15 protein-coding genes and 1 pseudogene are annotated in these 12,712 nt (G+C 46.8%); 1 reads left to right on the top strand and 15 read right to left on the bottom strand.

Annotated elements, in window-relative coordinates:
* From BG32_RS16865 to BG32_RS14040, 15 genes are all read right to left on the bottom strand, one after another.
* On the bottom strand, positions 1–110 hold a 110-nt coding region (locus BG32_RS16865; protein ID WP_409072670.1), incomplete at its 3' end, for an aldo/keto reductase.
* Positions 111–142: 32 nt separating this feature from the next.
* A complete protein-coding gene (locus tag BG32_RS16860) occupies positions 143–277 on the bottom strand; it encodes a hypothetical protein (protein ID WP_259459769.1) in 135 nt (44 codons plus the stop codon).
* Positions 278–291: 14 nt separating this feature from the next.
* Entirely contained in the window at positions 292–852 is a 561-nt protein-coding gene (gene hxlB, locus BG32_RS14095; protein ID WP_121527014.1) for a 6-phospho-3-hexuloisomerase, read from the bottom strand.
* Complete coding sequence (locus BG32_RS14090; protein WP_259459770.1) at positions 849–1,502, bottom strand: orotidine 5'-phosphate decarboxylase / HUMPS family protein; 654 nt, start codon at positions 1,500–1,502, stop codon at positions 849–851. The genes hxlB and BG32_RS14090 overlap by 4 nt, the downstream gene beginning before the upstream one ends.
* Positions 1,502–1,903: a D-ribose pyranase gene (gene rbsD / locus BG32_RS14085; RefSeq protein WP_121527012.1), complete on the bottom strand. Its 402-nt coding sequence runs from the start codon at positions 1,901–1,903 to the stop codon at positions 1,502–1,504. Before rbsD ends, BG32_RS14090 begins: the two co-directional genes overlap by 1 nt.
* A gap of 14 nt (positions 1,904–1,917) precedes the next feature.
* Positions 1,918–2,667 carry a GntR family transcriptional regulator gene (locus BG32_RS14080; protein ID WP_121527011.1) on the bottom strand — a complete coding sequence of 250 codons (750 nt, stop codon included), beginning with the start codon at positions 2,665–2,667 and terminating at the stop codon, positions 1,918–1,920.
* 44 nt (positions 2,668–2,711) lie between these two features.
* A complete protein-coding gene (locus tag BG32_RS16855) occupies positions 2,712–3,254 on the bottom strand; it encodes an FGGY-family carbohydrate kinase (RefSeq protein ID WP_259459768.1) in 543 nt (180 codons plus the stop codon).
* Positions 3,255–3,268: 14 nt separating this feature from the next.
* Complete coding sequence (locus tag BG32_RS16850; RefSeq protein WP_259459767.1) at positions 3,269–4,240, bottom strand: FGGY-family carbohydrate kinase; 972 nt, start codon at positions 4,238–4,240, stop codon at positions 3,269–3,271.
* A complete protein-coding gene (locus tag BG32_RS14070; protein WP_121527010.1) occupies positions 4,237–5,169 on the bottom strand; it encodes a ribokinase in 933 nt (310 codons plus the stop codon). The genes BG32_RS16850 and BG32_RS14070 overlap by 4 nt, the downstream gene beginning before the upstream one ends.
* 18 nt (positions 5,170–5,187) lie before the next feature.
* Positions 5,188–5,601, bottom strand: coding sequence for a VOC family protein (locus BG32_RS14065; protein ID WP_121527009.1), 414 nt, complete (start codon positions 5,599–5,601; stop codon positions 5,188–5,190).
* 6 nt (positions 5,602–5,607) lie between these two features.
* Positions 5,608–6,600 carry an ABC transporter permease gene (locus BG32_RS14060; protein ID WP_121527008.1) on the bottom strand — a complete coding sequence of 331 codons (993 nt, stop codon included), beginning with the start codon at positions 6,598–6,600 and terminating at the stop codon, positions 5,608–5,610.
* A gap of 1 nt (position 6,601) precedes the next feature.
* On the bottom strand, positions 6,602–8,125 hold the full coding sequence (locus BG32_RS14055) for a sugar ABC transporter ATP-binding protein (protein WP_121527007.1): 1,524 nt from the start codon (positions 8,123–8,125) through the stop codon (positions 6,602–6,604).
* A gap of 14 nt (positions 8,126–8,139) precedes the next feature.
* Positions 8,140–8,835 (bottom strand): deoxyribose-phosphate aldolase, encoded by a 696-nt coding sequence (deoC, locus tag BG32_RS14050; protein ID WP_121527006.1) that lies wholly within the window; start codon positions 8,833–8,835, stop codon positions 8,140–8,142.
* Positions 8,836–8,912: 77 nt separating this feature from the next.
* On the bottom strand, positions 8,913–9,881 hold the full coding sequence (locus BG32_RS14045; protein ID WP_006489443.1) for an ABC transporter substrate-binding protein: 969 nt from the start codon (positions 9,879–9,881) through the stop codon (positions 8,913–8,915).
* 220 nt (positions 9,882–10,101) lie between these two features.
* Complete coding sequence (locus tag BG32_RS14040; protein ID WP_121527005.1) at positions 10,102–11,910, bottom strand: diguanylate cyclase; 1,809 nt, start codon at positions 11,908–11,910, stop codon at positions 10,102–10,104.
* A 386-nt stretch (positions 11,911–12,296) separates the two neighbouring features.
* Between BG32_RS14040 and BG32_RS14035 the strand changes: the two are divergent.
* Positions 12,297–12,712, top strand: a pseudogene (locus tag BG32_RS14035) (electron transfer flavoprotein subunit beta/FixA family protein); the annotation flags it as partial.

Genomic DNA, 12,712 nt, shown 5'->3' with positions numbered 1-12,712 from the left:
CTTCCCTGATCGTCCCAGAGAAGACCACACTTGGTTGCAATGAAGACCTTATCCCTCAAACCTTTTATTGCCTTCCCGAGTACCTCCTCGGCGTGTCCCAGACCATACACCGGCGCCACATCGAAGAAGTTTATTCCTCCGGCTATTGCCTCTGGATCGTCTTGATCGAGTCTTCATCTGTCGTCCCATCCCAGAAAGACGGGCCTGAGATTCCCCAGCAGCCGTAACCGAGCGCCGACAGCTTCTCATCTATCTTTTGCACTTTTTTGTACTTCAATTCCTTCGCCTCCCTTATTCGAGATTTGCGTGGTTCTTGAACATCGTTTCCGAATCTATGCTCAACCTCTCCATTAAATTCATTACAACAATATCCGTTAGGATCAACAGTGATTGCTCGAATAGATTTCCCATCGGTTGAACCGAAGAGACGCCAACCCTGTCGGGCACTTTGGGAGTCTTTGTGGGAATCGTAATGACTATATTGCTTAGTCCCGCCACAGTAGATTCTTTGCTGGCAGTTATGGAAGCTATTCCGGCTCCAAATTTTCGGGCCTTTTTGCAGTTAAGAACCACTGAAGGAGTCTCCCCCGATGCAGATCCGATGATTAAAAGGTCTCCCTCTCCCAAAGAGGGGCTGGTTACTTCTCCCACAACATGGACCTTCAAACCCAGATGCATAAGCCTCATCGCGAAGGCCTTGATTGCCAGGCCAGACCTGCCCATCGCAAAGAGAAAGACTCTTCTTGCATTTAGAATACTTCCGGAAAGCTCTTCGATCGATTCATCTGTTACTCCCGAAAGGACGGATCTTATCTCGTCAATAACAAGATCAAGCGTGTCTTCGAATTTCATGAACCTTTCTCCAGTCTCGTCTTTATCTGGAACGCTACTCTTGCAGGGTCCTCAGCCTCCCAGATCGATCGTCCCGCGATCACCACATCGGGCTTCAACGGGAAGACATGGGAGAGATTGTCGGGAGATATTCCGCCAGCAACGGCGATCTTTGCCTCTGGAAGAACTCTCCGTATAATTTCTATCTTTTTCGCGTACTCAAGAAGGTGCATGCTCTCACCCACACCGCTCAGATCGGCCGAAGTGTGGATGCATATGTAATCCGGTGATAGCGGAGAGACCTTTTCGGCAAAGGATTGGAGATCCGAAATCTCTATTGTATCCAACATAAGTTCTCCGCCAAACTGGTCGGCAGCCTTTCTGACTTCCGAAATCGTCTTGAAGGAAGCGAATCCAAGAACCGTCACGATATCTGCCCCGCTTTCAAAGGCCATCGCCGCTTCGAGATAACCCCCATCTACAATCTTCATATCTGCAAGAATCTCATGATCGGGCAGGATCTCGCTTATCTCTCTCACCAGAGTCATACCGTGCGCAAGAACGGCAGGCGTACCGACTTCGAGAATGTCTATGTAATCCGCGACTTCTTTGGCAGTCTTTAGAAAGCTATCCTTTATGTGAGTGTCGTTTGCGAGTTGTAAACGGATCATCAATAGGTTACCCCGCCAACGAGAATGATACTTGAGTATGGTATCTGCTCGCCGGTTCTGATTACTCCCTTAGACTGCGTGTTGGTGAGTTCCTTGAATTTGACATGGGGAACGAATTCCACTTCTATGCCTTCAGGAAGATGCTTCAACGTCTCCTCGAGGCATTTCGGACTAACGGTCTTCATCTCTTCGGAGAAGATAACCTTCTCGACTTCAAGCTCTTTCAGCACGGGATCTAGAACATCGAAGACCCCTGGCTTTCCGCCTACAATACTTACGTCAATCCTGTATCTGTCAGAAGCAATAGGCAGCCCTGAGTCAGATATTACCAGTAAGTCTGTGTGGCCCATCGAACCTATTAGGTTGCATATCTCCTTGTTCAGAATTCCGCTTTTCTTCATAATTATCTCTCCCTTCAAATCTTTGTAGTCAAATGTATCCGGAATTTGTAGTGGGTCGCTTCGTACCAGCACTGCACCAATTCAACATACTCACCGAGAGCAGTACAGCCTACTCTTTCGTAATATAGGATCGGCGCCCCCTCTTCTACCTTCAGAAGCTTCGCTATTCTCCCCTCTGCGAGCCGTCCCTCTATGATCGCGTCTCCTTCGACTACGGCCGTTCCCCTATTTCTCATCAGTTCATAAAGAGAACCCTCAAAGTTCTCTTCTCCGGTAAGGTTTGATCTAGATGTAAGAAAGGATATGAAGAGCGCAAGAGGAAAGTAGGATTCATTTCCCCTCAGTCTGGTAACCTGAAGCAACTCTTCGTCTTCCGATACCTGGAGAATTCTAGCCATTTCCGGACCGGCCTTGACTTTCTTCACCTCAACAACCTTCGTTATCGGCACATGGTTCTCAAGTCTCATCTGTTCGGTAAAGCTTCGAATAGTTGTAAGCTGCTCCTGAGAAGCGTTGTTCGTTATGATAGTCCCTCTTCCACGAGACCTGGAGATCTGTCCGCTGCTTTCCAGGGCCTGCAAAGCTCTCCTTACGGTTGCCCTGCTAACGTCAAACACCCTCATCATTGCTTCCTCCGTTGGAAGTTTTCTACCAACGGCACTCGGTTCCTTCATGTAATCCGAGATTATTCTGTATATCTGATAGTAGAGTGGAACCGGACTTGCTCTATCAAGGGCTATTCTTCTGTCTGCATTAAAAAGCATGATGAAATCACATCCTTCTTTACGGTACTCGAGAGACAAACAGGCTAATCCGAATACGTTCTCAGACTTGCAAGGTCTTCATAGGTCTCTATGAGCGAATTGTAGGCTTTATCGAAAACTTCGAAAAGTCTTTCGTAGTACCTGTGATTCTCAGGGTTGTACTCGATAAACTGAACATCCCTCACAAAAGTAGACGCTTCCTTGAACGTCATCTCTCCAGCTCCAACAGCACCAATAATGGCCGCTCCCATTGACGTTGCCTCTTCGAGATACTCGGGTATCGTAACCGTCTTCCCAAATATATCGGCCACAATTTGTTTCCAGTTTCTTCCCTTTGCTCCTCCACCGATAAGGCGAATCTTGTCGAATTTTCCCTTAGTCTCGAGAATATCCAGGACTATTTTCAGGTTGAAGACCACACCTTCGAGCACCGCCCTCAGCATGTCGGCCTTTCTATGTGTAGATGAAAGTCCTATAAAGGCCCCTCTAGCATTAATGTTCCACCTCGGGCTTCTCTCCCCGAGTAAATAAGGCAGAAAGATGAGGTTCCCTGCCCCGGGTCTTGTCTGGTCAACTAGATCGTCCATAATCGTGAAGGCGCTCAGCCCAGTGCCTTTGCCTTCTCTTCTTCATGCTGGCAGAGAGCGTCCTTAGCCCAGTGATACGAAGCTCCCCCGGCCTGCATTGTTCCAGTCGGGCAATAGAAACCCTCAATGGGATATGCGAAGTTAAATGTCCTGGATTTCTCATCGAAGATCGGTTCCGTGGAACATGTGCTCACCCAGCTAGATGAACCGAGATAGAGATATGCCTCGTCTGGACTGACAACCCCTGCTCCCAGGCAGGCGCAGGCGCCGTCTCCGCCGCCGCGGACTATTAGAGTCTTCTTCGACAGTCCCAGTTCCTCCGCCACCTTCGGCAGTATCTCCGAGACGACATTCGTAGAGGAGGTCACATCGGGAAGTTTTTCCATATCCAGCCCGAGGACTTCAACGAGTTTTTCCGACCATTTCAGATTTTCGATATCGAAGAGAAGAGTCATCGACGCATCTGAGTGGTCAGTCCCGAACTCTCCGGTGAATCTTGAGACGATGTAATCCTTCGCATTCAGGAATTTATGCGCCTTGTTGTATATTTCGGGTTCGTTGTCTTTTATCCAGGCAATCTTCGGACCGGAGTAGGTCGGCGTTATCCTAGATCCGGTGAGCCTGTATACGAAATCATTGCCCACTTCTTCGAGCCTTGCCGACTGTTCGACGCTTCTCTGATCGGCCCATATGATGGCCCTTCTAAGAAGCTTTCCGTCCCTGTCAACGGGGATTGCCCCCATCATCTGACCACTGAAGCTTATAGCGACTATCTCTTCGGGATTGACACCGGCCCTGGCGATGAGATCCGGGGTCGTCTTCTTGACGGACTCCCACCACTCCAGAGGATCCTGCTCTACCTGATTCGGACCGGGATGATAGGTCTTGTAACCTGAGAAGGAACTCGCCAGAAGCTTCCCGTCAACTCCATAAAGCGTCGCCTTGTTGCCGGTAGTTCCCAAATCGTATGCGATAACGTATTTCATTTCTTATCGCCCCCAGTTATCTCATTAACGAGAGCTTCTATTTCTTCCCTTTCCGGCATTGAAGGCGAAGTGCCAAATCTAGTCGTAGAAATGGCCGCTCCGGCACGAGCGTAATCGATGGCTCTTTCCAAGCTCTCTCCCCTCGAGAGATATGCAGCAAAAACTCCGGCAAATGCATCTCCAGCTCCGGTTGTATCGATAGTCTTCACCTTGCAGGCGGGAACGAGCCCTCCATTGACCGATGGACAGTAAACCCCCTTGCCTCCGAGAGTTATCAGCACTGTGTCCACCGACTTCTTCAATTCAGAAGCTATTGCCTCTATCGACTCCATTCCGTCCAGCGGAATTCCCGTCATTAGGCTGGCCTCTATCTCGTTCGGCATAATAATGTCGACATATTTTAGGATCGAATGATCAAATTCCTTCACGGGCGCGGGGTTTAGCAGAACTCTCGCTCCGGAGTCTCTGGCGAGTTTTATCGCCTCGTAAGTTGCGTCGAGATTCGCTTCAAACTGGGTAAGAAAGACATCGGAAGAGGTGAAGATATCTCTGTGTCTTATAACATCTTCGACAGTCAACTCGTTGCAGGCCTCTGGCGCAACTGCAATGGCGTTGTTTCCGTTGTTCTCATCTACTATTATCAGAGCGACTCCTGTTCCGGCAGTATCCGACTCAAGGAGATACTCCTTCGTAATTCCAAATCTATCGAATGCATCCTTCACGAATGGAGCAAACAAGTCCTTGCCGATCTTCGTCATAAACTTGACGTCTGATCCGGCCTTTCTGGCAGCCACAGCCTGATTGAATCCCTTGCCTCCGGGGCCCATCTTGAAGGGACCGGAAAAGACCGTCTCTCCTACAACGGGTATATGGGGAGAAAGGGTAGTGAGATCCATTACATAGCTACCAAATACTGTCACTTTGTTCATCTGATACCTCCAAAAAGTTTAATGATTCGATCTGGGTCTCTTCTCTTCCGCGATCTCCAGCAATTCACCGCCCGGACCCTTGAACGTGTTGTAGAAAACCTTTCCGTCAAAAACCGGAATAGGATCGGGCGATTCGAGTTCAATGCCGTTGCTCTTCAAATAATCCATTGCCTTTTCAATGTCATCTACAACGAAAGAGAGGTGCTGAAAGTGAGACTGTGACTCGGGAGCAAATTTCCTCTCCTTGCTATCTTCGTAACACATGAGTTCGATTTCACAACCTTCGCCGGCAACGAATGCTACTTCGAGTTTCTTTTCAGGCAGCTTCTCTCTGTTAACCAGTTTCAACCCGAGAAGGCCTATATAGAACTCGAGCGCTTTATCGAGATCGGGAACTTCTACTGCCACATGAAAGAACTTATTCATCTTCATTATCTATCACGCCCTTTTGAAGAGTTTCTTAAGACCTTCGCCCTTCTTCCTGCTCTTTATGAACTGATCGAAGAAGACCGCAAGGATTATTATTGCTCCGATAACGATCTGCATTATAAATGGATCTACACCAAGAAGATTACCGCCATTTCTTATGGTCTGGATTATAAGAGCGCCAAGGGCCGTCCCAAGAACGGTTCCTACCCCTCCGCTCAGACTTGCTCCTCCGATGACGACCGAGGCTATGGCGTCGAGTTCGTAACCGTCTCCTCCTGTCGGGACCCCTGCGGCCATTCTCGTTCCCAGCATCAAACCGGCTATAGCGCTGAACAATGCGGCCACAATGTAGAAGGAATACATGTTCAGCCGGATATTTATACCTGACAGCCTTGCAGCTTCCTCATTGCTTCCTATGGCGTATAGATTCCTTCCGAATTTCGTGTATTTGAGCACGAGCATCATGAAGGCGGCGAGAATTATCCACGTCCAGGCGAGCGCCGGTATTCCGAGAAACTCCAAAACTGCGAATCTCCTGTACTCCAGAGGAACGGCAGTCACCATTCTTCCGCTGGATATGTACATTACTACACCTCTTACGAGCGTCATCATACCTAGGGTTGCAATGAAGGCCGGTACCTTTCCATCATGTACGGCAACTGCGTTGACCAAACCTATCAGCGCACTGATTCCCAGTGCCAGCAATATACCTACAATTGTGGGAAACTGAAATTCTCCCCTAGTAGAAGTGAATATCGCAAATACCATTCCGCTGAGTCCAACAATAGAACCAACCGAAAGATCTATTCCGCCAGTTATGATTATAAGGGTCATACCGATGGCAACCACACCATTTATGGATGACTGCCTAATGAGATTGGTTATGTTAGCCCATGAGGAAAAGTTGCCTCCTGTTGCGATGGCCAGAAAGACCCACATCACAACCAGAATGATCAAAAGGTTTCTTTCAGTAAATGTCTTCCTTTCTCTCCTTCCAGCCATTTCAGACCGCCTCCTTTACCTTTTCTCTTGAGACAATGTTCTTCATTGCCAGTGTCAGCAAAAACTCCTCGGAAAAATCTTTCTTATGAACCTCGCCAGCCATTCTACCGTTAGAAATAACGTAGATGCGGTCGGACATTCCCATTAGCTCGGGAAGATATGAAGAGATTAAAATTATTCCCTTGTTGCTGGAGAGTATCTCACCGAAGAGTTTGTATATCTCTGATTTCGTCCCAACGTCGATTCCGACGGTCGGTTCATCGAAGATTAGAACATCTGTGTTTTTGCAGAGCCATCTCGCGATGATTACCTTCTGCTGGTTTCCACCACTCAGCTCGGAAACCGGCTGGAAGATGCTGCCAATCTTTATTGAGAGCTTGTCGATATATTCTCTGGCCTGTGAATGAGCCTTCCCATAGTTGATGATAGGACCCGTCATCACCTTGTCAAAGTTAATTATGTTTATATTGAAATCTATATCCTGCTGCAAGAAGATTCCTTGTTTTCTCCTGTCTTCCGGAAGATAGCCAATACCCTTCATCAGCGCATCCTTCGGTGTCTTGATCGAAACGTCTTTGCCTTCAACCACTATTTTTCCTTCTTTGAGAAGATCGGCACCGAAAAGCGCCCGTGCAATCTCAGTTCTTCCAGCACCCACCAGGCCAAAGAATCCCACGACTTCGCCTGCCCTGACATGAAAACTGATATTCTCGAATCTCTCTCCGGAAAGGTTCTCAACCCTCAGGAGTTCTCTGCCGGGTTCTGTATCCTTCTTCGAATACATCTCCTCGATCGATCTACCAACCATTAGAGGGATCAGCTTCTCAACGTTTTCAAGCTCTTCCGTTGTGTAAGTTCCCACCGTGGCCCCGTCCTTCAAAACGGTAACCGTATCACATATGTCAAAGACCTCCTCAAGGTTATGCGAGATATAGATTATGGCCGTTCCCTGATTTTTGAGCTCATCTATTATCTGAAAGAGGATTTTAGTCTCGTTTCTTGTAAGCACGGCAGTCGGTTCATCAAAGATGACGAGTCTGGGCTTCTGCCAGAGTGCCTTGGATATTGTAATCATTTCACTTTCAGCAATGCTCAACTCTTTAATGCTCTTGCGAACGTTTATATCCAGACCGATGTTTTCCAGAAACTCCATTGATTCTTTGTACATCTTCTTCCAGTTTATGAATGGGCCAATCTTAGGTTGCTGCCCCAGAAAGAAGTTTTCTGCCACTGAAAGATCGGGAGTTACCATTACATCCTGATAAACGGCGTAGATTCCCAACCCCTTGGATATCAATGGTGAGTTCCTGGTAATTTCATTTCCCTCAAAGATCATTATCCCTGAGTCCTTCGTGTAAGCACCTGTGATTATCTTTATAAGTGTAGATTTCCCAGCTCCGTTCTCTCCCACAAGGCCTCTTACCTCACCACTCTTGACGGAGAGGGAGACATTGTCAAGAGCTCTAACGGCAGGGAAGGTTTTGTTTATACCTTCTAGCTCAATTACGGTCTTTTCCTCGGGCATGTCATCGCTCTCCTTTAGCCACCGTATTTCTTTTCATACTCTTTGTATATGGAGACGCTGGAACTCGAACCGAAGACTGTTGCTCCCAGTTCCATGAATCTCTCGACCTGTTCGAGAGTTCTGACGCCGCCGGAAACTTTGATCTGTTTCTTCCCGGAAACGATGGAGTTAATGAGTTCAACATCGCGATAGGAGGTTGCTCTGGGACCGAAACCCGTCCCGGTCTTAACGAAGTCGATCGTTGGAACGTCGACTATCAGTTCACATACCTTGACTATTTCCTCTTCAGTCAACCTGCTGGTCTCGATTATGAATTTACAGACTCTGTTTCCTTTCTTCACTCGCTCGGAAAGAGTTACGAACTCCCGTTTCATCAGATCCCAGTTTCTTGATTTGACTGCGGATACGTTTATCACAATGTCGAAATCAGTAACCGCCTCTCCGAGAGACATATAGTATTCTATTTCTCTCATTTTCAACTCTGTGGGAACCATGCCGAGCGGAAAGCCTCCTGGGCCTACGTTAATTCCAACCTCAGTTCCCTCGACTTTTTCAATAACATAAGTAGGGATCGCATACCACGGAACAACCACATTTCTGAAATTGTACTCGAGTGTATCGTCAACGAAGCTCTCAATATCCTCCCACTTTGATTCGGGATTCAGCAAAGTATTATCGAAACGCCTGTTAAAAGGAATGTCTCTATTCATAAATACCTCCCGGGATAGGCAAAAATTTCTGAAAAAGGGCAGCTTTCGCTGCCCATAATCGTTAGAAACTTAAAGTATCAGTACTTCTTCCTTGAGAATGGGTCGAGAACCCACATAGAATCATCAAGTATATCCTTCTCGACTACGTAGACTCCAGTATCGAAATACTCGGGAAGCGGTTCGCCATTGATTGCCATGAAGGCAAACATGACACCCTTGTAACCCATACCGTGAGGATCCTGAACGATAAGAGCCTTCAAGGAGCCGTTTCTGAGAGCATCAATTTCCTGCGGGTCCGAGTCGTATGCAACCGCGATGACTTCATCCTGAAGACCCTGAAGTTCGATAACTCTGGCAACTCCGTCACCTGTGTGGTTGTTGTCCGCAAACATTCCAACTAGATCGTCGTAAGCGATTAAGAGGTCTTCCGTAGCGTTGGCCGCTCTAGAGATGTCGTTGTCAACATAGATCGTGGGGAGGACTTCTAGATCAGGAGCTATCTCGGCGAGTCTTGTCTTGAATCCATCGTCTCTATCTGTAAGAACCTGAACACCAGCCATTGCGCTTACTAGACCGATCTTACCCTTGAGGTCCTTACCTGCTGCCTTGAGATATTCAACAAGCTTGTCGGCTGCAAGAGCGCCTCCGACTTTGTTGTTGGTGGCGAGGAATGAATTGTATCCGGTGTCATAGACAAAGTTGTCAATGAGAATGATCTTGATACCCTGCTTGTAAGCTTCGTCTAGAATCAGAGAAGGAGCTTCCGAGCTTGTCGAAGAAATAACGATTGCGTCTGGCTTCTTGTTGACAACGTCCTCAAGAATAGCGACCTGCTTGTCGATGTCTGATTCGGACGGAGGTCCGTAGACCGTGACATTAACAAGGCCCTGTAGATCGTGTTCGGCGTTCTCGGCGCCGACTATCGTGTACTGCCAGAAGTCAGAATCCGTTGCCTTGACTATGAAGGCAATTTCGTAAACTGCAAATCCCAGTGTGGCTCCGAAAAGAAGTGAAGCCATGACAAGTAACATAAGTACTTTTCGCATTAGCAAAACCCTCCTTATAAAATTGTTCTGTACATACGAATGTACACATGTACGTACAAACATAATAATTATAACAAGCGAACGAACTCGAAACAAATTTGAATGACAGAGGAAATCTTAGTGATAAGAAGTTTAGAGAAAAAAAGAAGACATAATCGTCTTTAATCACTCTTAATCATCGCCAGTTGTTTCAGGAAAGGTTGGTCTTCTGGACTCTGTCTTATCTTCTGAGTTCTCTTTTCTTTGAATACATTGCAAGCTCCGCATTTCTCAGCACATCATGAAAATCAGTTAGCATGTCTCTCTTAGTGGCTACTCCAAATGAGACACTAGCTTCCACGGCGAAACAGTCTATCTTGCTCAGATTTTTCTCGATTCTTGAAACGATTTCCTCTGCCATTTCGGTGTCTGTCCTCAGAAGAAGGACAACGAACTCATCTCCACCCCATCGAACAACTAGATCCTCGTGCCTGCAGGATTCTTTGATTGTGCGAGATATAGTCTTCAGATAATCGTCGCCGTAGAAATGGCCGAAACGGTCGTTCAAATCCTTCAGGCCGTTTACATCCGCGAAAATTACGGAAATTGGAAGATTTCTCGAAGTGTTTACTCTCGATACTTCCTCATCGAAGAAGGTCCTGTTGTAAAGACCGGTCAGCGAATCGTGAAAAGCAAGGAACTGTATTTCTCTAGTCTTCTTGATCCTTTCAAGGGCTCCAAGAGCATGAAGCATCAACAACTCGGCAAGCTCTGCATCATCACGTTTGAAGCTACCGGACTCAACTGTGACTGTTTGAAAAACGCCGAAATCGCCGATGGGAACACTAAGTACAGCCTTGATCTTACTACTTGAAGGTATTGCATCGATTTCCTTCGAAACGTCATCGACTATTATCGTTTTCCCGGTCTTCAAAGTCTTTCCAGCAATTCCCTCGTACTTTGGAACCCTTGTATTGACTTCGATGTTGTTCGAGTTTCTCTTTGCGATAAGATAGTCTCCTTCGACAATGTCAAGACTGTAATAGTCGAAGCTGAGAATTTCGGTGGCTGCTTCAACAATGAGATCATAAACTTCCTCTTCCTCGATACAGTTCTCCATCTTGAAGGCAATATCGTGGAGACTTCTTATCTTCGCCCTAAGGCGCTCGTTTTCAGTTGCCTTCTTCTCGAGCTCCTCGGTTCTTGCCTTTACTCGCCCTTTCAAAGTATGGTTCCAAATCCAGAGAGCGAACAGCACAACTATGAAGGCAACTAATATTCCAATAGACCAGAGCAAAACCTTCCTATTCTGTTCAAACCAGTTTGCTGAGCCAAACCACTTCTCGAATATATCCTTGTACTCGCCACTCTCTCTGACAAGGAGAAGACCTTTATTTAGCTTGTTAAGAAGAACAAAATCGTCTCTTGTGGTGGCGAAGGCATAGTCTCTTTCAAAGACTGTGGCACCGGAAACCTCGAGATTATGGATCTCATTTTCTTTCGCAAAATAGAGAGACTGGTACTTCTCGAAGAGACCATAATCACCCTTACCGGATGAGAGAAGCTTGAGTCCTTCAAGTGGAGAATCAACAGTGACAATTTTCTCTGTGATGGAATTTTCAAGCAGATAGTCGTGCATGACATCGTTTCGCTGAACTATAATTTCCCTTCCTTCTAGATCATCTACGTCAGGTTCTTCGGAACCTTTCCTGTAAAAGATCGCCATGTGCAGAGTATTGTGGGGAATCGAAAAACCGTATATCCTCTGCCGTTCAGGAGTGACGGCCATGCCGATCAATCCGTCAAGTTCTCCCGACTTGAACCTTTCGACCACCAGATCCCATTCACCGAGCTCGATTTCTATATCCAGCTCGGCGGCTCTAGAAACGGCCTTCATCAAGTCCACATTGAATCCCGTGTACTCACCGTTTTCATCAACAAACTCATACGGAGGATAGGCACTATCACCGCCGAAAGTGAGCTTGTCCGCAAAAGCAAAAGTACTTAGTAGAACCAAGAAAAATGATAAGAAAGCCTTCCCGTTCTTCATCGATTCACCCCGATTAGAGATATAATAGCACAATCATTACGAATAATTGAAGTTCTAAAAACCCGGAATTCAGTGGAATCATTTGTGGGTAATATTTATCGCTCGCAAGCAGACTACAAAGTACTTTCCATTAACTCAAAAGCAATATTATGGAAAAATACCTAAAAGTTTTTGCGGTCTACATTTGTGCACTTCCACTTTGTGCTAACAATTACATCACTTGATTAATTTTTCATCGGTTTTCAAAGCATAACAGTCAATAATAATCAAGTGGCTAAAAACAAGTCTTTCATGGACTTTCGGTCCATAATCTAGACTAAGGCCGCGAAAGTAATCGACACGTGTATTAAGATTGAAGAGAGAATACACGCCTGGGGGGAATTGTATTGAAAATACTCGTTCTTCTAAAACAGGTCCCGGACACCGATGAGGTGAAGCTCAATCCGGAGACGGGAACAATGATAAGAGAGGGTGTTGGAACCGTAATCAATCCTCTCGACCTGCACGCGCTGGAAACGGCATTGAGAATTAAAGAGACTGGAGATCACTCCGTTACGGTTGTTTCTATGGGACCACCAGCGGCAGAAGAGGCCGTGAGGGAAGCAATAGCAATGGGTGCCGACAGGGCGGTTCTGCTGACTGACCGTAAGTTCGCAGGCGCCGATACGTGGGCAACGTCTATGGCTCTAGCGAGGTTTGCGGAAAAGGAAGGTCCCTTCGACCTAATCCTGGCCGGCGAAAAGGCTACCGACGGAGAAACCGGTCAGGTGGGCCCCGAAACCGGTGCTATGCTGGGTATTCC

Source organism: Mesotoga sp. HF07.pep.5.2.highcov (assembly GCF_003666285.1).
GTDB lineage: Bacteria > Thermotogota > Thermotogae > Petrotogales > Kosmotogaceae > Mesotoga > Mesotoga prima.
Note: the sequence above shows the minus strand (reverse complement) of the source record. Positions and strands in the feature narration are given on the sequence as shown.

What these genes read in the sequence shown, in the direction of transcription:
- hxlB (WP_121527014.1), bottom strand. Translation starts at nt 852, where the DNA reads ATGAAATTCGAAGACACGCTTGATCTTGTTATTGACGAGATAAGATCC.
- BG32_RS14090 (WP_259459770.1), bottom strand. Translation starts at nt 1,502, where the DNA reads ATGATCCGTTTACAACTCGCAAACGACACTCACATAAAGGATAGCTTT.
- rbsD (WP_121527012.1), bottom strand. Translation starts at nt 1,903, where the DNA reads ATGAAGAAAAGCGGAATTCTGAACAAGGAGATATGCAACCTAATAGGT.
- BG32_RS14080 (WP_121527011.1), bottom strand. Translation starts at nt 2,667, where the DNA reads ATGCTTTTTAATGCAGACAGAAGAATAGCCCTTGATAGAGCAAGTCCG.
- BG32_RS16855 (WP_259459768.1), bottom strand. Translation starts at nt 3,254, where the DNA reads ATGGACGATCTAGTTGACCAGACAAGACCCGGGGCAGGGAACCTCATC.
- BG32_RS16850 (WP_259459767.1), bottom strand. Translation starts at nt 4,240, where the DNA reads ATGAAATACGTTATCGCATACGATTTGGGAACTACCGGCAACAAGGCG.
- BG32_RS14070 (WP_121527010.1), bottom strand. Translation starts at nt 5,169, where the DNA reads ATGAACAAAGTGACAGTATTTGGTAGCTATGTAATGGATCTCACTACC.
- BG32_RS14065 (WP_121527009.1), bottom strand. Translation starts at nt 5,601, where the DNA reads ATGAAGATGAATAAGTTCTTTCATGTGGCAGTAGAAGTTCCCGATCTC.
- BG32_RS14060 (WP_121527008.1), bottom strand. Translation starts at nt 6,600, where the DNA reads ATGGCTGGAAGGAGAGAAAGGAAGACATTTACTGAAAGAAACCTTTTG.
- BG32_RS14055 (WP_121527007.1), bottom strand. Translation starts at nt 8,125, where the DNA reads ATGCCCGAGGAAAAGACCGTAATTGAGCTAGAAGGTATAAACAAAACC.
- deoC (WP_121527006.1), bottom strand. Translation starts at nt 8,835, where the DNA reads ATGAATAGAGACATTCCTTTTAACAGGCGTTTCGATAATACTTTGCTG.
- BG32_RS14045 (WP_006489443.1), bottom strand. Translation starts at nt 9,881, where the DNA reads ATGCGAAAAGTACTTATGTTACTTGTCATGGCTTCACTTCTTTTCGGA.
- BG32_RS14040 (WP_121527005.1), bottom strand. Translation starts at nt 11,910, where the DNA reads ATGAAGAACGGGAAGGCTTTCTTATCATTTTTCTTGGTTCTACTAAGT.